16 protein-coding genes and 1 pseudogene are annotated in these 22,131 nt (G+C 33.8%); 3 read left to right on the plus strand and 14 right to left on the minus strand.

The features are described 5' to 3' along the window. Positions 1 to 222: 222 nt before the first annotated feature. The gene (locus tag BN349_RS16970) at positions 223 to 468 is read left to right on the plus strand and encodes a YiaA/YiaB family inner membrane protein (protein WP_019243531.1); all 246 of its coding nucleotides are present in this window, start codon (positions 223 to 225) and stop codon (positions 466 to 468) included. 376 nt (positions 469 to 844) lie between these two features. Here the strand turns inward: BN349_RS16970 and BN349_RS24200 are convergent. The 12 genes and pseudogenes from BN349_RS24200 to BN349_RS17025 form a co-directional block, all read right to left on the minus strand. Continuing rightward, a pseudogene (locus BN349_RS24200) lies at positions 845 to 2,325 on the minus strand (amino acid permease). A gap of 573 nt (positions 2,326 to 2,898) precedes the next feature. Further along, entirely contained in the window at positions 2,899 to 3,261 is a 363-nt protein-coding gene (locus BN349_RS16980) for a YccF domain-containing protein (protein WP_019243532.1), read from the minus strand. 126 nt (positions 3,262 to 3,387) lie between these two features. After that, on the minus strand, positions 3,388 to 5,130 hold the full coding sequence (locus BN349_RS16985; protein ID WP_425457683.1) for a Xaa-Pro dipeptidyl-peptidase: 1,743 nt from the start codon (positions 5,128 to 5,130) through the stop codon (positions 3,388 to 3,390). Between the two features lie 604 nt (positions 5,131 to 5,734). Continuing rightward, entirely contained in the window at positions 5,735 to 6,451 is a 717-nt protein-coding gene (locus BN349_RS24990; RefSeq protein ID WP_051024279.1) for an ATP-binding cassette domain-containing protein, read from the minus strand. A gap of 5 nt (positions 6,452 to 6,456) precedes the next feature. Beyond that, positions 6,457 to 7,554: an ATP-binding cassette domain-containing protein gene (locus BN349_RS24995; protein WP_051024281.1), complete on the minus strand. Its 1,098-nt coding sequence runs from the start codon at positions 7,552 to 7,554 to the stop codon at positions 6,457 to 6,459. 541 nt (positions 7,555 to 8,095) lie between these two features. After that, complete coding sequence (locus tag BN349_RS16995) at positions 8,096 to 8,803, minus strand: DNA alkylation repair protein (RefSeq protein ID WP_019243534.1); 708 nt, start codon at positions 8,801 to 8,803, stop codon at positions 8,096 to 8,098. 15 nt (positions 8,804 to 8,818) lie between these two features. Continuing rightward, a complete protein-coding gene (locus tag BN349_RS17000; protein ID WP_019243535.1) occupies positions 8,819 to 9,850 on the minus strand; it encodes a DUF2804 domain-containing protein in 1,032 nt (343 codons plus the stop codon). 250 nt (positions 9,851 to 10,100) lie between these two features. Beyond that, entirely contained in the window at positions 10,101 to 10,499 is a 399-nt protein-coding gene (locus BN349_RS17005; RefSeq protein WP_019243536.1) for a YbaN family protein, read from the minus strand. A gap of 251 nt (positions 10,500 to 10,750) precedes the next feature. Then, positions 10,751 to 11,926, minus strand: a complete 1,176-nt coding sequence (locus BN349_RS17010; RefSeq protein WP_019243537.1) for a M20 metallopeptidase family protein — start codon at positions 11,924 to 11,926, stop codon at positions 10,751 to 10,753. A 33-nt stretch (positions 11,927 to 11,959) separates the two neighbouring features. Next, positions 11,960 to 13,387 carry a YfcC family protein gene (locus BN349_RS17015; protein WP_019243538.1) on the minus strand — a complete coding sequence of 476 codons (1,428 nt, stop codon included), beginning with the start codon at positions 13,385 to 13,387 and terminating at the stop codon, positions 11,960 to 11,962. Positions 13,388 to 13,585: 198 nt separating this feature from the next. Then, positions 13,586 to 15,211 (minus strand): M20/M25/M40 family metallo-hydrolase, encoded by a 1,626-nt coding sequence (locus tag BN349_RS17020; RefSeq protein WP_019243539.1) that lies wholly within the window; start codon positions 15,209 to 15,211, stop codon positions 13,586 to 13,588. A gap of 68 nt (positions 15,212 to 15,279) precedes the next feature. Beyond that, a complete protein-coding gene (locus BN349_RS17025) occupies positions 15,280 to 16,041 on the minus strand; it encodes a dimethylarginine dimethylaminohydrolase family protein (protein WP_019243540.1) in 762 nt (253 codons plus the stop codon). Between the two features lie 179 nt (positions 16,042 to 16,220). Here BN349_RS17025 and BN349_RS17030 point away from each other — a divergent pair, with 179 nt between their 5' ends. Then, positions 16,221 to 16,961 (plus strand): IclR family transcriptional regulator, encoded by a 741-nt coding sequence (locus BN349_RS17030; RefSeq protein WP_019243541.1) that lies wholly within the window; start codon positions 16,221 to 16,223, stop codon positions 16,959 to 16,961. Positions 16,962 to 17,406: 445 nt separating this feature from the next. Here the strand turns inward: BN349_RS17030 and BN349_RS17035 are convergent, their stop codons facing one another. Next, the gene (locus BN349_RS17035; RefSeq protein ID WP_019243542.1) at positions 17,407 to 18,696 is read right to left on the minus strand and encodes a Glu/Leu/Phe/Val family dehydrogenase; all 1,290 of its coding nucleotides are present in this window, start codon (positions 18,694 to 18,696) and stop codon (positions 17,407 to 17,409) included. A 771-nt stretch (positions 18,697 to 19,467) separates the two neighbouring features. Between BN349_RS17035 and BN349_RS17040 the strand changes: the two genes are divergently transcribed. Next, complete coding sequence (locus BN349_RS17040; RefSeq protein WP_019243543.1) at positions 19,468 to 20,709, plus strand: cation:dicarboxylate symporter family transporter; 1,242 nt, start codon at positions 19,468 to 19,470, stop codon at positions 20,707 to 20,709. A gap of 246 nt (positions 20,710 to 20,955) precedes the next feature. Here BN349_RS17040 and BN349_RS17045 read toward each other — a convergent pair whose 3' ends face one another. Then, positions 20,956 to 22,128, minus strand: a complete 1,173-nt coding sequence (locus BN349_RS17045; RefSeq protein ID WP_019243544.1) for an amidohydrolase — start codon at positions 22,126 to 22,128, stop codon at positions 20,956 to 20,958. Positions 22,129 to 22,131: the final 3 nt, after the last annotated feature.

Genomic DNA, 22,131 nt, shown 5'->3' on the forward strand with positions numbered 1-22,131 from the left:
CAATGAAAGTTTAATCATCCACTATTATCGTTCATTTTATTATTAGAAAAACAAATAAACATCTCACCAATTAAAAGGTTCACTTCATTATAACTGTTTTTAACCTTTGATGTCTTTTACCCTGAAAAGGATGTCGTTCAACACCGTACATTATCATGAACATTTTTTATGCAACCTTTTATCATTCAGGAAATATGACTAATGTAAAAGGGGGGATGTTAGTTGAACACATCAAACACAGCTGCGTTTACGTTTTTAGCCTGGGCTAGTTTTATTCTGGCATTTTGTGCAGAATATATTGGCATTTATAACTTACAAGAGTCATTAAGTGTAAAAGGGTACTATGCCGTTTCAGGCGCATTTTTAATTATGAGTAGCTTTGTTTTACAAAAAACAATTCGTGATAATCATGAAGCCAAAACGCAAGAGGAAGTTGAATTAAAGGAAACTACTAAACAAGAAGAATGATAAGGAAAATCGTTATAGGTCCTTATTGATATAGCTATTATCTCAGAGAAATCGCGAAACCATTTACATTTTTATTCTATGATATACTTCAACTAAAAAAGGAACGGCTCATAACCAAGCATGGCGTGTATTAGGTTAGACAATTGTCCTGGCTCCAAATTATATACTTTCTTATCTTATCAAAAATCCTCTCATAACAAGGTAAGTACTAACTTGTTATGAGAGGACTCTTTCTACCCATAAAAATATTCATCATTTTATTCAAAAAAATTCACTAAATCATAACAACGCTTCCTTAATCAAGCTAGCATATGATATTACTCCTAAAAATGCTATAAAAAAAGAACGCTTCCTAGCAAGAAGCGTCCAATATGGCTTAATCATATTTTTTATCGAAATCAAATTTAATGTCTTCAATTTTGACAAATTTAGTCTTTTTAATCAACTTATAACCAAACCACAAAACAAGGAAAAGTGGTATTCCTAAATAAGCTGCTACTATACTACCCCAATCAATCTTGTCATCAAGAAATGCTTGAAAATTTTGAGCTAGAATTACTATTAAACCACATGCAATTGCAAAAATTGGTCCAATTGGATACCATTTCGCTCGATACGGTAATTTATCCAATGAATGACCTTGAGAGATATATGCTTTTCGGAAGCGATGTGACTGATGGAGATACCTAACCAGAAGATAAACCCTGTAATGCCTATGGCGTTCATTAACCAAATATATACGATGCCATCTCCGAAGAAAGAAGCTAAGAATGCAAGAGTTCCAATAGCACATGTTAAAATCATACCTGCTACAGGTACACCACGTTTGTTTAATTTAGCAAAAATGCGTGGTGCTTGTCCTTCTTTTGCCATTGAATATAACATACGTGTTGACGCATATAAACTTGAATTTCCAGCAGACAATACAGCTGATAGAATAACAGCATTCATAAGAGATGCAGCAAATGCAATACCTGCTTTTTCAAAGATAAGTGTAAATGGACTAACCATAACATTATCATTTTGTAAATTTGGATTTGTATAAGGAATAAGAAGTCCTACTACAAAAATAGCTAAAATATAGAATAGCAATATTCTCCAGAAAACACTTTTAATTGCTTTAGGAACATTTTTCGCTGGATTTTCACTTTCACCAGCTGTAACACCTACAATTTCAGTACCTTGGAAAGAAAAACCAGCAGCAATAAAAACGATAAATACGCCTAATACGCCACCAGAAAAAGGAGCATCATCAACTGTAAAGTTTTTAAAACCTACAGCTTCCCCACCCATAATTCCGATAATCATGAGCACACCCACGATGATAAAAATAACAATCGCAGATACTTTAATTAAGGAAAGCCAGTATTCACCTTCTCCATACCCTTTAACTGATAAATAGTTTAAAAGAAAAATAAGAGCTAAAAATAAGGCACTCCATACCCATGATGGGCTATCTGGAAACCAAAATTTCATAATCATTGTGGATGCAGCTAACTCAGCAGCTATCGTCATCGACCAATTAAACCAATATGTCCAACCAATCGCGAAACCAAATGCTGGATCAACAAATCTAGTACCATACGTACTAAAAGCACCGCTTGTTGGCATAAAAGCTGCCATTTCTCCTAAACTAGTCATAACGAAATATACCATTGCACCAACAAGTGCATAAGCAAGTAGTGCTCCACCAGGTCCAGCTGAGCTTATAGCTGCTCCACTGCTTAAGAACAATCCAGTACCAATTGCTCCACCAATAGAAATCATTGTTAAATGTCGCGACTTCAAATCACGTTTCAATTTCTGTTCTTGTTTTGGGAGTTCCTGTGTAATGTTCTTTTCTTCTTTTACTATCATTCTTTTTTCACTCCTTTTCCATGTTAATAAAACGCTTACAATTCCTTCGTTAAGCTTTTTATTTTTAAAGGCATTGTTAAAGGATACTGCTATTGATGAAAAAGCTTGCTTTCTGCGGTCAATTCGTAAGCCTCCACACGCTTGAACTGTTTTGCCTCAGTGATCTTGCTGTTCTCGCTCATTCACTACTTCGGTGAAAATCAACATAGAAATTTAACAAAGCCTTCTATTAAAAGTTATCTTTTTACAAATCATGTAATAAAATAACCTTATTTCAAAATAATTGCAATTTCCATACCATTATTCAAACAACCGCAAAATTCAACAATTTTCTAACATTTTTTCCATGAACAGCCGAATTCTATTGCTTTTCGAGCAAAATAATTTTTCTTCGCGCAAATATTTTTTGCTTTATTAAAAGAAAATGGATGTCTTTCGCACAAAAAAGGTAACCACCTAAAAAGTAGATGATTACCTTTTTTCACTCTTACTATTTACAAATAGATTAAATGAATGTCTGTATCCTTTTGGACACTGTAAACAACTCACTACGCCAATGAAATTGACTCTACATTAACGTATCTCTTTTCCAAAAGGCATTAATGATAATTGAGCCATCTTTAATGCCTGTACTGCAAATGGAATACCTATAATCGTAATAGCCAAAATAAACGCACTAACTAAGTTAGCAATGGCTAATGCCAAACCCCCAAAAACAATCCATAAAATATTTAATAATAAGCTACCAGCTCCGTCACTGACTGTGACAATTTCTTTTCCAAACGGTGCTAGCTGTAGTTTCGCCATTTTAAAACATTGAAGTCCTATCGGTAAACCGATAATAGTAATACTCCAAAGGCAGCCAATCAAAAACCAGCCAATTGCATTAATAAATCCTCCAAATATAAACCATAATATATTCCCGATACAACCCATTTAAATCACCTTCAACTTTCTTTCTATAACCTGTATACGATTTAAATAGGTCAAAAGTTCCATATAACCTTCTTAATCATTATGAAATTTTCATTCGTATCTTTATAGGATAACTCTATTTTTCATTTATCTCACAGCACTAGCACCGCCCAAAATGGGTAATTCAACTTTACTTAATGTTGGAACCACTTTTATTTTTGTTCCTGCTTTAGGGCGAATGGAATAATCATAATCCGAAGAAATAAGCACTACACCTATACGGTGGCCTGTCTGAAAAACATAATCTTGAGGTTGCATATCCCATTTAAATGAATAAGCATGCCCAGGAACAAGTGGCTTGGAATTGCTAGAAGAAGTTAAATTCTGTGGGTCCATCCATCCTCGTGTTACAATTTTAGGCGTTGTGCCACCATAATCAACTAATAATGCTGTTAAATTTGCAACATTACGATCGATACTTGCCCTTATATTAACCATTGGTGTTCCACTTATCCGAACATCTTTCGTTAATTGACTTGAAAGATATGCAAGTCTGTTTGGTAATGTTGTTTCAGGATCAGCAACAAGAACATTTGCTTTCTTTAACGGATCATCAATAATGGTTTGATTTTCGTGTGGCTTAGTAGGTAATGATTTTAAATTTAAAGTACCTGCCCCGCTTTCGCTAGCGTTTAATTGAAATTTAGTTGATACTGCATTGATCTCCGGCCAATTTGCTTCTTTGCTCCATGTCTTGTCTTCACGTTGGATATCTACCATCGGCTCTTCCATAATTCCATTTTCTACTCCATACAACCAATAATCGAACCATCGATTTTCAGTTTGCTTATAATTATTAGCTGATGTACCACCATGCCCACCTTGATGTAACCACATTTTTCGTGGTACCTTGTTTTTTTCTAATGCTTCCCACCATTGTGCAAAATGCTTTGTTTTAACATTCCAATCACTAAGACCATGTACAATAAACACACTTGCTTTTACTTTTTTAGCATCTTTCACATAATCACGTTCTGCCCAAAAATCATTATAATCACCTGATGAACGATCAAGCCCTTTCGTTAATTGTTTAATTACTTTTTGACATGCTTCAGGGTTCTTTCGCGTTAAAACAGCTTCAGCCATATTATCAGCATCTTCTCCTTGATAACCACCTGGCGCTATTACTGCACCATTCGCACGATAATAATCGTACCAACTACTAATAGCAGATGTAGGTATAATAGTTTTAAGTCCTTCTACACCAGTAGTAGCAACTGCATTAGGTAAAGTTCCATTATAAGAAACACCCGTCATTCCTACATTTCCTGTTGACCAATCTGCTAAAACTTCTTGTCCATTTGCAGTAAATGCTTTTGCCCGCCCATTTAGCCAATCAATTACAGCCTTAGTACCTTCAATTTCACGATAATCACCAGTTGTAGGACATCCATCTGAAGCACCTGTTCCAATACTCTCTCCTAAAATAACCCCATATCCACGAGGTACATAATAATTCCCAAGAGATCCGAGATTGGCTGCCTGTCCTTCCGCAATTGCGTAAGCTTTATTCATTGCAACTCTATTTCCAGGTCTACTTACAGGTATCAGGTCAACATCGACATTATAGACTGGTGGATTAAGTAGTCCGGAACGATAAGGGCTCATTTCATAGATGACGGGAACTTTCACATCAGGAGCTGTTTTAGGACGCATTACTTTAATTGATACTCGATCTTTCTTCCCATCCGAATCACTGTCTACAGTTGTCTCTACTAACAAAGTTTCAATAATGGCATTATCTGTTGAATAAATTGGTTTTGTCATACCATTTTCTAATTCAATCCTCGTAGAGTTTATCAAAGTTTGTGAAAGGTGTTCATCTAACACTTGATTGCTCGACGGTGTGAGCGACGTCTTATTTTTGGTTGTAGTTGCACTTACTGTTGAACTGGATGCTCCAATTAGTACAGATAGTGACAATAATGAAATAAAACAAACTCCTAACAATTTTTTGTTCAATCAGATCTCCTCCTAAATAAAATGATTTAAAGATTTTATTCACCTTAATTATAGTTATTTTATTCTGAAAATTATGTAAATTTATGTTGGAAATAGAAAATAAATCTGATGTTGTTTCATTAATGATCTGTTCATCAGCATCCATTTCAGTTGTCAGCCAAGCAAAATTACTAAATTTAAAGATCAATTATATTTAGATAAGCTTTTAATAAAATGATAGAATACGAGAATTTATGTTATTTCTCTATTCGTATGAATATCTTTTGATTTACGTTTCTTTGATACTCGGTCATACACTTCTAAACACACATAACCAGTAGCTAATATTAAAATAAATAGAACAATATTTAAATTCCTTCATATAAAGTAGTTTTAAATAAGCACATTCTCAGAAAAAAACTGTCGCATTAATACACGACAGTTTTATCTCGCTCCATATTACTACTAGATACATCTTTAATCATTTTTGACTTTAACTGAATCCCTCTAATTGATTCTCTACGTTTCGAATTTTCTCTATTCTATTTTGCTTTTCTTCTTCAGATAGGTCATTCTCATCTTGGCCTAAAAGAGCTAACATCTGTAATTCTAATAAATACTTTTCTGTGTTTTCTCCTATAGACAATGACGGATTTTCATTTCTCTTTTCCCATTCCCTAAAGCTTCCTAAATAGGTTTTAACTTGATGATTTTGAAGAGATATTACCTTATTAGACAAACGACGTAATAAATAAGAATCATGAGAAACAACTATTATAGAACCTTCATATGCATCGAGCGCCTCTTCAATTTTTTCACGAGTAGCGATGTCCAAATAGTTTGTCGGTTCATCTAAAATCAGTAAATTTGCATCTAAAAAATACAATTTAACAAAAGCAACCCGACAACGTTCACCCATGCTTAATTGTTGAATCGACTTATAAACGTCTTCTCGTCGGAACAAGAATGAGGCTAAAATAGTCCTTGCTTCCGCTTGCCCCATTTCAGGTATAGTCAATATTTCTTCTAGAATGGTATGATGCATATTTAAATTATCTAATTCCTGCATAAAGTAACCAATACGAAGCTGAGGATTCTTTTGGATACTTCCATTAGTTGGTTTCAATATTCCACTTAAAACTTGTAATAAAGTTGTTTTCCCTGATCCGTTTTTACCAATAACTGCAGCTCGATCTCCTCTTTCTATCATCAGATTCACATCTTGAAGAAGAGGTTCATCCTTAACGTAGAAAAAAACACATGTGATAATTGAATCATTTTCTTTGCCGAAAAATCACCGCTTTGAAAGTGAGCTGAAATTGTAGCCGTCTCTTTCGGTTTAGGAATACTATTCTTTTCTAATCGTTCTAGTATTTTCTCTTTAGCCTTATATTTGTCTGCACCTCTACCTGCCTGCTTTTGAGCAAATGGATCTCTTACACTAGCAGCAGACTTCGCTTTTTGATGCCAATTCTTATAAACTTGAATCATTTCTCTTATTTTTTTCTTTTCTTTTTCCCCCTTATCATAAAGCGTTCTTTCCGATTTTATTTCCTGTTCTTTTGAACTTTTGTAGAAGGAGTATCCACCATGATAGGTTCTAGTACCATCTGTAGTTAACTCAATTGTTACTGTAGCAACATCATCTATAAAAGCACGATCATGTGAAATAAATAAAACGGTTCCTCTAAAACTTTTCAGCCACCTAGTTAACCATTGCACGGTCTCAAAGTCTATATGATTGGTTGGTTCATCCAAAATTAAAAAGGTTGGTTCATTTATCATAATTTTAGCTAATCCTACTTTTGTTTTCTGTCCACCACTTAATTTTTGAAATGGTGTTTTCCATAGAGACTCACCAATATCCATTTTTAATAAACATCTGTCTATGTCTTCTTCCCATTGATAGCCATCATTTTCTATATATTTCTCCAGAAGCTTGTTATACTCTTCAACTTGATTAAAATGATCACCTTTTTGTTCCCATTCTTTTAACATAGTATCTAATTTTGTTTTCAAAGAATATAAAGCTGGATTTTGTTTTTCTACCCCTTCTCTTACAAGCTCACCCTTTTGTTCAGAAACATCCTGATGAAGTATTCCGATTTGTTCCTCTTCTATATTCATTAAAAGTGTTCCTTTAGAAAGCTTTCTCTCTCCAGTAATAACCTTCATTAACGTTGTCTTTCCCACACCATTTTCTCCAATTAATGCAACTCTCTCACCAAGATTCACACCAAAGTTCATATGGTCTACTAATACTTTTTGGTTTATCTCAATCATTCCATTATTTATTTTCAAAACAGACATCATACATATCACTCCATTTCTTCAAACATGCTTTTATAAATGCTTAAATTCAAATAGTGAGTATGATTTTCTACAAAAATAAAAAACCACAAGATTTTCCTGTGGCTTGAAATGGATTAATTTCATTTGAATCTTCAACGCTTTAAAAATGTCTAGCTTCATAAGCCGTAGCCTAAGAATATTAGTTATCCCTACTAGTAATGGAAACCTTATTCCTTTCGAGATTACTTTTTGAGGAACTCTAATAAACCATATTTATTCATGGTTTACTCGTTTCCTTAACTAAACATCTAAAAATATACATACTAATCCTATTTCTCTACCAACAGGTAAAGACCTTTTCACTATTAAGTTACATAGAAAAAAGTTATAGGATATCCATGATATATAAATTAGATGCCTCCTCCATTAATATACGTTCATTGTAACATCAATCAAAGTCATTTTAAATGGCTGTTTTCACAAAAAATTGTTAGCTACTAACAAAGCAGATCTTATTGACAAACTGCCATCTTTTAGAAAATAGCCTTTTAAATCCTTTCCTTTAACATATACAAGTTTTTCTTTTTACACCAATCTTGCCTTTATCAGCTACTTTTTCAATATACTCAGTTGCTAACGGAACCTTACAAGCAGTGTCTCCCATATGAACAGTTACTTTACCAATCGCTTTTGCCGTGTCTATTGCTTCTTGATTTAGATTTTTAACAAATGATCCAACACCAATAACAAATCCATTCATTACATAACGAACGCGATTCTTCTCCTTCGATATCGTATCTTCTATTTTCTTTAATAATTGTTTTATTTCATTTATATTCAATTCCTCATCAGGTGTAATAGATATGTAATTTGTATATGTACTCCAACCGCCAGCGGCCACTATTTCATCATCAGAATCTATCCATTCTAACGCAAGCTCGATAGCAAATGGACTTTCTGCAGCTACATTAGCAACTGTATATTCAGTAATGGCATGCCAATTGGCACGATTCATCCAATCTTCTAGCTCTTCCTTTGTTACATGCTTAGGATTTATCGTTAAACCCGCTAAATACATGGCATCTGAATTCCCTGTTCTGTACAATTCCCTTACAAGCTCCTGATCTTTTTTAACAAATTTCGTTAACTTTTTCAAATCACCTATCTTTACTCCAAATAACGGCTCTTTTGCTCCATGTCTTAAAAAAGTTTTCTTCGTTTGCTCTGTTCCTAACTCTTCTAACTTTTCCATTACATCTTGTAAATTCACTTCAATAATCATCCTTTACCATCGGTTTGCTACTCGTTCTGCAAATCCTAATAAATCTTTTATCCATAAAACGGTACCATCATCTAATACTGCTCTACCAGAAAAACGACCAAATACCTGATGCTGATCACTTGCTATAAACCCTATCGACGTATAATCACTACGATCCAAAATTGGAACAAAATCCATTTCAAATCGCCCGTCACTCGATGTAAATGTCCATGAACTCATAAAATTATATTCTTCCCCGTTCATCGGTATCTTAAAAGTTATCTCTTCAAGCTTGTGAGCTCTACCCTCATAAAACAACATGTTTTCACTAGCTGCCGAAGTGTCTCCGAACCCATAACCAATATTAAAGCCAAAACTTTTTCCATTAACTACTCCTGAGGAAGAGCCCCAATACCAAGTGTTATTATATGTCCATACACCTCTACCCCAATCTAATGTTCCAAATGAAGAATGAGGTTCAAACACATATTTTCTTCCATCATACGCAACATAACCATCCGCTTTCATACAATTAATTTTTTGATTATAATAAAATGCCTTTGTATCTTCTTTAAAAGGTGTTGCAATAACCATTGAATCCTCTGGTTCATCAAACAAAGTAAGATCGCATTCTATGTCTTTTCCATTACTAAAATTTCGCAAATAGCATTGCAACCTGCGTGTTTGACCATCATTTAAAAATCGGATATCAACTCGCCTATCTTTGTATAACACATCACCATTTTTTGAGCTAGATGGAAGTTTAAACTTTCCAAAGGTAAATGGTTTAATAATGCTCGTTGTTTTATACCATGGATTATGGAAATCCAATAAAGAAATACTGATTAATCCCATATAAGAATTGTCTGCTATTGTTAACGCTACTGCAAATTCATCATTTGTAATTAAATAATAATCCCATTCCTTTATCCGCATAAAGTTGGCTTTTACATCATTCCGATGATATTCCAGAATTAATTCTCGAGCATATCCTGCTTCTTGAAGCTGTCCTTTACTGTTTAATAAACGCTGAGGTGAAATAATTTCTTTTTGCATAAACATCCCCCTATAGTATTATCAACCAAATCGAACACTTCTTCTATTCCAAAGAGCTTTCTCAAATATATATATAGACATATTCTCAAAATACCTACAAAGTCCTTCTTTCTTTTCTAAATCTGACGGTGATTTTAATAGTCCTTAACTATTCCAATAAAAACTGCTCAACAAAAGAGGTAGTATACCTCTGCATACTACCTCTCGTTTTTTTAAAATATATGATATTCATTATAAGTTCATGATTTTTTTATGAAACTTCTTGCTCGCTTTTATCACTTTTCTCTTCAGGTTTAATGGTTGGGATTCTAATAATAACAAATAAATGACAGCATCCAATAAATAATAATAACAACCTGATATATATAGTAGAAACAACAATTCCACTAATCATTAATATCGTGAAAGACGTTAAGGTAATCTCGATTTTGGTACGTAAGGTTAATCCACCTTTCGTTTTAAAAGGTACGACATAGTTTTTATATACTTTCGTCGATTTCAACCAAGCCTCATACTTTTTCGAATTTCTTGCAAATAATGTAGCTGCTAGTAACAGAAACGGTGTTGTAGGTAAAACAGGTACTACTACACCAATCATTCCTAAGCCAACACACATCCAACCAATAGCTATCATAAATTTTGCTTTCATAATCCATCTCCTTTATTTAAAATAACGAAACACGTTATCCAACGGAATTTTATATCAAAAAATGCAATTCTAGATGATTTTTAATTAAATCTATACTTTAAATAATAATTTTTACCTCAGCCGATATTATAACACTACATGAATTCAACCGTATTTGGTAATTGTTTCGTTATATTAAATAAACTCACATAAAAAAGCACTGTAATCGAGTTATCCTTTCACTCTTATACATGTGCTTTTCATATAAAGTACTATTTTTTTGATTGAAGCAGAATTTCGGCAACCTCAACAAAATAATCTACCCCGTATTGCAGAGCATTTTCATCAATTTTGAATTGCGGGTGATGCAATGGATATGCTTTTCCTAATAAAGCATCATTATGCACACCGATGAATTGCATAGAAGCAGGTACAATTTCTGAATAAGAAGAAAAATCCTCTGTGCCAAACATTGGATCCTCAACATGTATGACATTTTCTTTACCCAAAACCTTCTCAACGGCATTTCTTGAGATAGATACAGCATTTTCTTCATTTACTACCGCTGGATATCCTAAATACCATTTCACTTCATATTTCGCTCCATGTGCATCACATATTCCTTTAATGACTTGCTCTAAATACTCTCTTGCCTTAACACGACTTTCTGAATCTAAAGAGCGAATGGTTCCTCCAATTTCTGCGTATTCAGGAATAACATTTAATGCACTTCCTGAATGAAATTGTGTAACAGAAATGACAGGTGCTTTTAAGGCAGAGATTTTTCGAGATACAATATATTGAAGGTTTGTTGTAATTTCTGCCGCAATAATTAATGGATCAATTGTTAGCTCTGGGGTTGAGGCATGACCTCCCTGTCCAATAATTTTCACTTCAAAATCATCAGCCGCTGCACATAATACTCCTTCTTTAATACACATTGTACCTGTTTTTTCATATGGAGTTACATGAAGGGCAAACACATAATCTACACCATCCATTACACCTTTCTTCACTAATTCTGATGCACCACCTGGATACGATTCTTCCGCATGTTGAAATATAAAACGAATTTCTCCAGTCAACTCTTCTCGCTTTTCAGATAAAATTTTCGCTGCCCCCAGAAGCATAGCGGCATGTACGTCATGGCCACATGCATGCATGACTCCTGGATTTTTTGATTTATAAGGAACATTTGCTTCCTCTTCAATTGGAAGTGCATCAATATCTGCTCGAAAAGCAATCGTATAACTCTCTTCAAGAAGACTTTTTGAACCTTTTAATACTGCTAGGACACTTGTTTCAGTAGGTCTTGTCACAATTAAATCTGGAAAATCACTTAGAATATTGTAAATATAGTCAGAGGTCTGATGCTCTTGATAGGAAATTTCAGGATTTTCATGGATATGACGTCTCCATGAAATAACATCTTCTAGAATACGTTTCATTTTACTATCCCCTTTTTTAAATATTCCATTATTTTAAAACGGACCATAATTAATGAATTGAGCAATGATTAAAAATACAATCGATATGACGACTTGCAATAAAAAATATGGGAAAACCCATTTAATCCATTTTGTAAAAGGTATACCCGCAACAGCTAATCCGGCTAAAAGCACTCCTGCAGTTGGGAATATCATATTGGAAATACCATCTCCTAATTGAAACGCCAAAACAGCTGTCTGTCTGGTAATTCCGACGATATCAGCAAGTGGAATCATAATAGGCATTGTTAATGCAGCTTGACCGCTTCCGGACGGAACAATAAAATTGATAAACATTTGCAAAACAAACATCCCTAATGCATTGATAGAAGGTGGAAAATGTTCAACTAAATCAGACGTATAATACAAAATCGTGTCTAATAAACCACCTTTTGTCAGAATAACTAAAATAGTTTGGGCTACCCCAATAATAAGAGCTCCTGATACCATCTCACCTGCTCCTGAAATAAAGCCATTAGCCATACGCGAAGGTGTTAACCCACTAATAAATCCCATAATAATCGCACAGAATAAAAACAAACCAGCAATTTCACTAATGTACCATTTCAGCTCAATAACCCCATAGATTAATGCAAGAAAATTTAACAATAACACGAGTAAGGAAAACAGATGTTTTCTGCTCATTTTAAAGCTTCGATCAATCTCCGTATTCTGACCTCGATTAAACTTCCCATAAATACCGATTTCAGGATTTCTTTTTACTTTTCTAGCATGTAGATATATAAAAGCAACTGTTGCAACATAAAAAGTTGCATACAGAGCAATACGTAGTCCCATTCCAGAATACATAGGTAATTCAGCAATACTTTGAGCTACTCCTACATTAAATGGATTGGTTATACCAGAAACAAAACCCGTAGCTAATGTTCCCAAAATCACAATAGCAAAGCCCGTCATCGCATCAAAACCTAGTGCCAAACATAACGGAACAACGATTGCTATATAAACTAAGGAATCCTCTGCCGAACCAATTAAAGCTCCTAATAAAGAAAAAATCAAAACTAACAAGGGAATCAGTATTTTCTCTCTCGCTCCTAATCGGGCTGCTACAAATTTTATTAAAGAATCTAGGGCACCAGATGCTTGCATAATACCAAGAGCTCCTCCAAACATAAAGACAAAAAGAATGATTGTAGCTCCTTCCACCATCCCTAGATGCACGCTACTGAACATATCCAAAAGTCCTACAGGGGAAGAATCAACAAATTCGAATGAATTAGGATTAACTACCATGCGTCCATCCTTTTCAATACGTTCATATTGTCCTGCTGGCACAATATACGTAAGGATTGTCGCAATAATTATAACGATAAACATTAATACGAAAGGATTCATTTCTTTTTTAGGTTTAACATCATGTTGAAATGCTGGATCTGATTGTTCTTTAGGAATATTACTCATAACTGACCCCCATTTAAATTGGATTATTGAAAGGATGGAGCTATCTCTGAAAAATTGTGTTTGAGTAAAGTTAATATGCTATATTTTTTTTCGTAGAATAGGAAGAGGTTATTACTTAAAATGACCCTTTTAAAAATATAGTCATTTCGAATAACCTCTTATTTTAATAAGAAATGGATAACACAGAGGACAAGATGTTTAACAAGATTGTAAATCTACTACATTTTGAAACAGATGTTTTATTAGCCCTTCAAGCATAGCGGGTGTTTGAATGAAGGCACTATCTATATGAAGACGTTCTGTAAGCTGATGAGCATCCTTTCCAAATGGACCAACATTAAATACCGGCGCTTGTAGTTGAGCCATTTCTTTAAATGGAATACTATAGGAATCTCCCCAGACAGGTGTATTTTTTTCAAAAGCGGTCCATCCATCGTCATGATTGTTATATTGAACGTAGCTTAGATCACACAGACCATTAAAATAATGGATTTGGTTCACTTCAATACTGAATTGGTTAGCCACTTTCTTAATTAATTGCACAGATTCTATGATGAGTGGATCATGTGATGTATTAACTGGAGGATAATATGGTGGTGCAAATAATAGAACAATTGTAGGTGCTAATTCTTGGCATTGTATCATTAATTTATCAGCAATTCTTAATGACTTTTCTCGGTCATCCCATTGAGGTTGCTTCATAACTTCCTGTTTAATCTCTTCTACAATCGAATTTCCTAGTTTTTGCTCCGCGTATGTAAGTAATCTATCATAGCGTAATACTTGTACTTTACCTACCCCATTCATTTGTTCTCGTCGACAAAGTTCTTCATATGATCTATTACAATTATTTGCTGCTTCTTGTGCAACCTGTTCAAATAAATCCATGACTTTTGAAGCACTTCGTTTCATAACGAATACATTGTATAACGCAACAGCACGATATGGCGTTTGAGTAGAATAATGTAATTTTAAATCCTTTTGCTGAAGAGATACTGGTAGCGGTGCTTTTTCTCCTAAATCTTGCTCACTGAAAAGAGAGTTCCACTCCATTAATTGGGTTAAAAAAGAAGAAATATAGTTTGCTGTCATTCCTTTTAAAGGTTCACCAACATGTGTTTCTTTTCCATAAAAAAGAGCAGCTGGCATAATCTTGCCTATAGATCCTGTGTATATATAGTGCTTGGTATCACCTGGTTTTTGAGAAAAAGATGGTTCGCTATTTAAAAATAGTTTATATCTCAGATTATATTGATTACGAAGTTCAACAAGCTTTTTAACAGCTGCTCGCATACCAGAAGAATTCACTTCTTCATCAGGAACTGTTAAAAGTATTAAATTTATTGGCCATTCTTCTACACTCGCTTTTTCAATAAGAGACATATGAAGAGCTAATCCCATTTTCATATCCATCGTGCCTCTTCCAAACAAGTATTTTCCTGACTCAAGATCATTTCTGGCTTCTTCTGATAAATTATGTTTCCGTGTATGAAGCACCTTCGTAAGCTCTTCAGGAAAAAATGCTAACGGCTCTAAATCTCCATACTCTTCTGTATGAACTGTATCAAAATGACTGATTAGAACGACCGTATCTAGAGCATTTTCATTTTGATAAAATGCTGTGACAAAATTCCGATCCAAATCCACTTCATGCAAAGAAACATTTTGTGGATTTTTTTTAAAATATGTCGTTTCCCGCAGTTTTTCTCCCACTTTATAAGCAAAATCTTTTTCGCCTTCTGTTAGAGTTCGACTTTCCCAACTTACAAGTTCACAAAGTAGTTCTCTTAGTTTTTCAGGTTTTCTCCATAATAGATGATTCATGAACGTTCTCCTTTCTAGCTAACAGATAAAGGGATTATAAACTCCTTCAACCCATTCCTTTCACATGACTAAAAACGAAGAGATAAACAACTTAATCCTCCATCTTGCTTTTGGAATTCAGACATTTCAAGTTCAATTGTTTTCAATCCAACTTCTTCGATTTGACGTTTTGTATTTTCATAACCTTTAGGGATAATGACATATTCATTAACTAAAATACAATTTGCCGCATATTCCTCTTCAGTTGGAACAATAATCTTCTCATATTGTGCGAAATCAGGATGATCAATAAATTCACCAGCAGCAACTATTGTATTGTTTCCAAGATAAGCAATACCTGTTTTCAAATGAAAAAACTTTTGCAAAGGTACAATAGAAACCACATAGCCTTCACCTTCTAAAATTTCTTTTAGCTGTCTAGCTCCATCTTCGTTTGTCCGATCAGAAATTCCAATATAAAAATGATTTTCAATTTGGAGAATATCTCCACCATCTAATGTTCCAGGATTTTTAATATAGTACAGTTTTTCATAAAATTTCTTTAAGATAGGCTCCATCTCAATAATTTCTTTATTTCTAGATTCAGCTCCTGGGTTTGTAACCGCCGCAAATTCTGGTGTTAAAACAGCGGTATCTTCAACAAATGTAGAATCTGGAAATTCTTCGTTAGCGGGCATATGAGTCACAGATACTCCGCATTTTTTTAATGCTTCAACATAAGCTTGATGCTGAACAAGTAATTTTCCATAATCTGGTTTACCAAGATTTGAAGTCGTTAACCCTTTCACGTAGCTTTCTCCTGGCGATTTTACAATGACATTTTTGAACATTTTATATACCTCCATTAAGTTGAAATATCATCCATTTTTAGAAGCATTATCACTTCTTTTTCCGTATTACGGAAAAACTTTCCTAACAATGGAAATTTAATTAAATTATAAAATCATCTATGTTATACTGTCAATGTATTTTAAATTTTCTAAAAATAAATTAAGAGGTGCTTTTTAACATGCAATCCATTGATAGAGCCATGAATATAGTGAAAGTTCTCGTTACAAACGCTAATGAGGACGGATTATCTATCACAGAGCTATCTCATATTTGTAATTTACCTATTAGTTCCATGCACCGCATACTAAAAGCGATGATCGGGCATCGATTAATCAAACAAGATGAAAAAACGAAGCAATATCAATTGGGAGACATTTGGATGGAATATGGTTTAAAAATGTACGACTCGATGGATTATATCAGTTTAATCCGTCCAGAGTTAGAAAAACTTATGCATCTTACAGATGAAAGCGTTTATTTAAGTCGTCCAATGGGATCTGAGTCACTTATTATTGAAAGAATTGATAGTGAGAATAATACAATTCGAATCTTTGACCAACTAGGATCTCGAATTCCAATGCATATCGGAGCTGCCAACAAAGTTATGCTAGCCCACATGCCTATTAAAAAAGCAAAAAAATTAGTTGAAGAATATATTGCGGAGCAAAATCGAATGTCTTTTTGGAATACTCTTAAAGAAATCAAAAAACAAGGATATGGCATTAGTCATGGTGAACGAACAGAAGGTACAACGTCCGTTGCAGCTCCTATATTAAACCACTTTGGTGAAGTACATGGTGCCGTAAGTGTAGGATGTATTAGCTATAATCTTTCCGATGAAAGACTACAATTTTTAATAAACAATGTGAAAGAAACTGGAAAAATCACATCTGCCAAATTAGGCTATATCGGTTATTAAATCGAGGGTTATTTCTCTACTACAAAAAACATGTTATTGTAGCATGAGTAAAATATTAAGCTACAAAGTATCCGAAAACTGATATAAAAAAAGAGTGCGTAACTTCGATCAGAAATATTCGGAGCTACGCACTTTCTATATTAAATTAGGGTATTTAATGCTTTTACTATCTGATTTCAGATAGCAATAAGGGAAGTAACTATAATAGTCAGGGTATCTTATAGTTACTAAAATTTATAATTAATAGATAAAGGGTTATTAGGGTTAAAAGTTTTTCTTCCTAAACTAATACTCTCCGCTTTACTGAGAGTATGTACTATAAAAATAGGAAGACATAAGAAAATGAGAATTTCTATACAACAAATTGACGTTTCTTAGTAGAGTAATTCCTCTACTTAAAGAGGTTACCTCTTACAATTCCAAATCGTACTTTCTAGAGAATGTATTATGCCCATCCTCTTAAATTTACAGCTTCAGCAGTTCGTCTAATTCCTGTAATAAAGGCAGCTAGACGCATGTCAACTTTATAACGCGTAGCATTTTCATATACAGAATCAAATGAATCAACCATTACTTTTTGAAGCTTCTGCATAACTTCCTCTTCAGTCCAATAATAGCCTTGATTATTTTGGACCCACTCAAAATATGAAACTGTTACACCACCAGAGCTTGCTAAAATATCAGGCACTAGTAAAATTTCACGTTCTGTTAAAATCTTTGTAGCCTCAACAGTAGTAGGACCATTTGCAGCTTCCACAATAATTGAAGCTTGAATACGCCCTGCATTATCTTCCATAATTTGGTTAGCGATGGCAGCTGGTACAAGAATATCACAATCTAGTTCAAGCAATTCTTGATTAGAGATAGTGTTTTCAAATAAATTTGTAACAATTCCAAAGCTATCGCGACGATCAAGTAAATAAGGAATATCTAATCCATTTGGATCATGAATCCCACCTAGAACGTCTGAGATGCCAATAATTTTTGCACCTTCATCGTAAAGAAATTTTGCTAGGAAGCTACCAGCGTTTCCAAAACCTTGAATTACGACACGAGCATCCTTTAATTGCATATTTTTCTTTTTGATAGCTTCTTTAATACAAATCGTAACACCTTGTGCAGTAGCTGTCTCTCTTCCAAAAGATCCTCCTAAAACAATCGGTTTTCCTGTTATAAAGCCTGGAGAATCAAATTCACGGATATGACTATATTCATCCATCATCCAAGCCATAATTTGTGAATTCGTATAGACATCAGGAGCCGGTATATCTTTTGTTGGACCTACCATTTGACTAATGGCACGGACATAACCTCTACTCAATCGTTCTAATTCACCAAGGGACATTTGTTGAGGGTCACAAATAATTCCCCCTTTTCCTCCTCCATAAGGTAAGTTAGATAAGCCACATTTTAGAGTCATCCAAATTGATAAAGCTTTAACCTCATCTTCATTTACATAGGGATGAAAGCGAACACCTCCTTTTGTTGGACCAACAGCATCACTATGCTGTGATCTAAAACCAGTGAAAACTTTTACTGTTCCATCATCCATTTTTATAGGGATACGTACTGTCAGCATACGCATTGGCTCTTTTAAAAGCTCATAAACACTTTCAGAATAACCTAAAGTATCAAGAGCTTTTTTTATAATTGATTGGGTTGATTCCAACTGACTATACGTTTTTTTCTTTGTTTGCTCTTTTGAAGTAGATGAAGATTCTTTTACTACAGTCATTTTTTCACCTCATATATTTTTAATAAAACTTCTATGTAGCATCTTTATCAAAACTTTCTTTTGATAAAGACTCCGTTCTACAAGAAATTGGTGACATTTTTTATCACTTATACCTAATAATGCAAATAACATGCCAATGTAACTTAAAACATACCTACAATTGGAGAAATTAATCTTATCCATTAAATTGGCTAACATTTTTCACTTAATAATTTCGCTAATAGACAAGACCATAGAAGGATTTAATGCGCTAAAATCACGTCAATCATCTTCACAATAAATATTTAATGTTACAAATCTTTCCAACTATTTTATGTTAGTAATGATAAACTCTACAATTTCCTTTAACAAAAATAGACGTAAAAAAGAAAAGTAATTTTTGCATACATGTGCAAAAATTCTTTTCTTTTTTTTAAGTGTATTGCCCCTTATTTAAAGAGTTTAAGACATAACTTACTATAAATATGCTCTAACACCCAAAAATGTTTTTATATAAAAATACTAAACCAAATCATCATTATATCAATAGAATAATTATCAGAATATTCTATCTTAAATATACTTAATTTACATAGAGTCAAGATTTAGAATATAATAAATATTACTGTATAATTAGTATTAAATCCCATTCTCATCTTTTAAACCTTATTCACAACCTAAATAAAAGATATAACAAGAAAGAATTTTAAAATAGTTTATGATAAACCAATTACCTTTTTTGATATATCTTTTATTCATGATTAACAAATTTTTAATAAAGGGGAAACGCGAATGAAAAAAATTCAACTTAGTTTAGCTAGTCAAATTCTAATCGGATTAATCATTGGGATTATTGTCGGAGCTATTTTTTACGGTAACGAAACGGCTCAAAATTATTTACAGCCACTAGGCGATATTTTCTTACATTTAATCAAAATGATTGTAGTACCTATCATTATTTCAAGTATCATCGTAGCTATTGCAGGTGTTGGGGATTTAAAAGCAGTTGGAAAATTAGGAGGAAAATCGATTCTCTACTTTTTTGTTGTTACTCTAACGGCAATTGCAATTGGATTGATATCAGCAAATATTTTTCAACCTGGACAGGGTTTAAATATGGACAAGCTGGAACAAACCGATATTTCCAAATACGTTAACACAGCTGAAACACAAGAAGATAAATCTATTATGGATATGATTGTTCATATTGTTCCTTCTAATCCTTTCGAAGCAATCGCTACTACTGATATGCTTGCTATTATTTTCTTCTCTGTTATGTTCGGACTAGGTATAGCAGCTGTTGGAGAAAAAGGAAAAACCGTATACTCCTTCTTCTACGGAACTTCACATGTCATGTTCTATATAACTAATCTTGTTATGAAATTTGCTCCTATTGGTGTATTCGGTTTAATTGGGGTAACCATTTCGAAATTTGGTCTATCTTCCCTTATTCCTTTAGGAAAATTAATTATAACGGTTTATGGAACAATGATCTTTTTCGTAATTGTTATTCTTGGTATTATCGCTAAAATGGTTGGATATAGTATTTTTAGATTAATTAAAGTTCTGAAGGAAGAGTTAATTTTAGCTTTTTCAACAGCTAGCTCTGAGTCTGTACTTCCAAGAATAATGGATAAAATGGAACAAGAAGGCTGTCCAAAACATATAGCAACCTTTGTCATTCCTACTGGATATTCATTTAATTTAGACGGTTCCACTCTATATCAAGCATTAGCAGCTTTATTCATCGCACAAATGTATGGAATTCATCTAAGTATTTTTGAACAAATAACATTAATGTTTGTATTAATGATTACATCTAAAGGAATTGCTGGTGTTCCAGGTGTTTCTTTTGTTGTATTGTTAGCAACATTAGGAACTGTTGGGATTCCAGTAGAAGGATTAGCATTTATTGCTGGTATTGATCGTATACTAGACATGGGTCGTACAGTAGTAAATGTACTAGGAAATTCTCTTGCTTCAGTTGTTATTTCTAAATCTGAAAAACAATTTAATCCACCAACTCAACATTAATGAACCCAAGCTCAAGCGGCTTGGTCAGCTACTACTAGAAGATTGATTTGACCTTCTAGTAGTATTGACTTATAACCCTAAGAGGTCAGGAGCCGAAGCTGGACTTCAACCTATTCGAAAAAATTTTCCACAAGTAGGTTTTTCTAATTTCCTAACCAATAAAAAATCCTTTTTATTATTCGAGGTTGTCCAACTGTGACAACCTCTTTTTAAATAAAAAGGACTGATGAACCACGATAATTACACTTATTTTAAAAATTTGAATACAGCATTTACAAAAATATTCATTCCATATTCCATCGCATCTTCATCAAAGGTAAACTGAGGATGATGGTGAGGGTATGTAATTCCTTTTTCCTCATTTCTAGCTCCAATAATAAAGTAGGCTCCAGGTGTATTCTTAGTAAAAGCAGAAAAATCCTCCGCTCCCATATTAGGCCTCAATAATTGGAATGTAGATTCACCATATACTTCTTTTATGGTTTCTTCAATAATAACTGATGGTGCTTCAGCATTAATAACAGGATCATATCCACACTCGTACTTAAATTCATAATCCGCCCCATGAGCAGCTGTTACACCCTTAATTACACGCTCCATTAAAACTGGTACTGTTTCGCGATATTTAGTATCGAAACTGCGGACCGTTCCACTAATTTCAACTGTATTTGCAATAACATTGGCAGCTTCTCCACCTACAAACTTTCCAATAGATATAACAAGGTTATCAAGTGGATCAACGTTTCTGGAAACAATATATTGTAAATTCGTCACAACCTGTGCACCAATTGCTATGCTATCAATCGTTTCATGTGGAGCAGAACCATGGCCACCTTTACCTTTAATATTTATCCAAAAGCCATCAGGAGCTGCCATTGCTGGGCCGTAAGTGATTCCTAGTTTTCCAATTTCAACTGTAGACATAAAATGAGCAGCTATCACTACATCTACACCATCCATAACACCTGCTTCTACCATTTCCTTCGCTCCACCAGGGAAATACTCTTCAGCATGTTGGAAGAAGAAACGAACTTCGCCTTTAATTTGATTTTGCATTTTGGAAAGAATCTTCGCTGTACCTAGTAGCATAGCTGTATGTCCATCATGACCACAAGCATGCATTACTCCAGGTACTTTTGATACAAAGTCAAAATCGTTTTCTTCTGGTATTGGAAGAGCATCCATATCTGCACGAATTGCTAATGTCTGCCCAGGTTCTGAACCAATTAGCCGAGCCATCACACTATATTTTGTAGGTCTTGTTATTTCTAAATTACCAAACGAAAGAAGCTTATCATATACGAATTGTGCTGTTTTTTCTTCTTGAAATGATAATTCTGGATTTTGATGAAGATAACGTCTCCATGCAATTACTTCATCTTTAATACTATTAATTTCACTAGCCCAAATATTTTTCATACA

Origin of the sequence: Bacillus sp. AP8 (assembly GCF_000321185.1) — a bacterium.
GTDB lineage: Bacteria > Bacillota > Bacilli > Bacillales > DSM-1321 > Bacillus_AD > Bacillus_AD massilioanorexius.

Excerpts from the sequence above, each read along its gene's own strand:
- BN349_RS16980 (WP_019243532.1), bottom strand. The coding sequence starts at position 3,261 with ATGGGTTGTATCGGGAATATATTATGGTTTATATTTGGAGGATTTATT.
- BN349_RS24990 (WP_051024279.1), bottom strand. The coding sequence starts at position 6,451 with ATGATAGAAAGAGGAGATCGAGCTGCAGTTATTGGTAAAAACGGATCA.
- BN349_RS24995 (WP_051024281.1), bottom strand. The coding sequence starts at position 7,554 with ATGATGTCTGTTTTGAAAATAAATAATGGAATGATTGAGATAAACCAA.
- BN349_RS17000 (WP_019243535.1), bottom strand. The coding sequence starts at position 9,850 with ATGCAAAAAGAAATTATTTCACCTCAGCGTTTATTAAACAGTAAAGGA.
- BN349_RS17005 (WP_019243536.1), bottom strand. The coding sequence starts at position 10,499 with ATGAAAGCAAAATTTATGATAGCTATTGGTTGGATGTGTGTTGGCTTA.
- BN349_RS17010 (WP_019243537.1), bottom strand. The coding sequence starts at position 11,926 with ATGAAACGTATTCTAGAAGATGTTATTTCATGGAGACGTCATATCCAT.
- BN349_RS17015 (WP_019243538.1), bottom strand. The coding sequence starts at position 13,387 with ATGAGTAATATTCCTAAAGAACAATCAGATCCAGCATTTCAACATGAT.
- BN349_RS17020 (WP_019243539.1), bottom strand. The coding sequence starts at position 15,211 with ATGAATCATCTATTATGGAGAAAACCTGAAAAACTAAGAGAACTACTT.
- BN349_RS17025 (WP_019243540.1), bottom strand. The coding sequence starts at position 16,041 with ATGTTCAAAAATGTCATTGTAAAATCGCCAGGAGAAAGCTACGTGAAA.
- BN349_RS17030 (WP_019243541.1), top strand. The coding sequence starts at position 16,221 with ATGCAATCCATTGATAGAGCCATGAATATAGTGAAAGTTCTCGTTACA.
- BN349_RS17035 (WP_019243542.1), bottom strand. The coding sequence starts at position 18,696 with ATGACTGTAGTAAAAGAATCTTCATCTACTTCAAAAGAGCAAACAAAG.
- BN349_RS17040 (WP_019243543.1), top strand. The coding sequence starts at position 19,468 with ATGAAAAAAATTCAACTTAGTTTAGCTAGTCAAATTCTAATCGGATTA.
- BN349_RS17045 (WP_019243544.1), bottom strand. The coding sequence starts at position 22,128 with ATGAAAAATATTTGGGCTAGTGAAATTAATAGTATTAAAGATGAAGTA.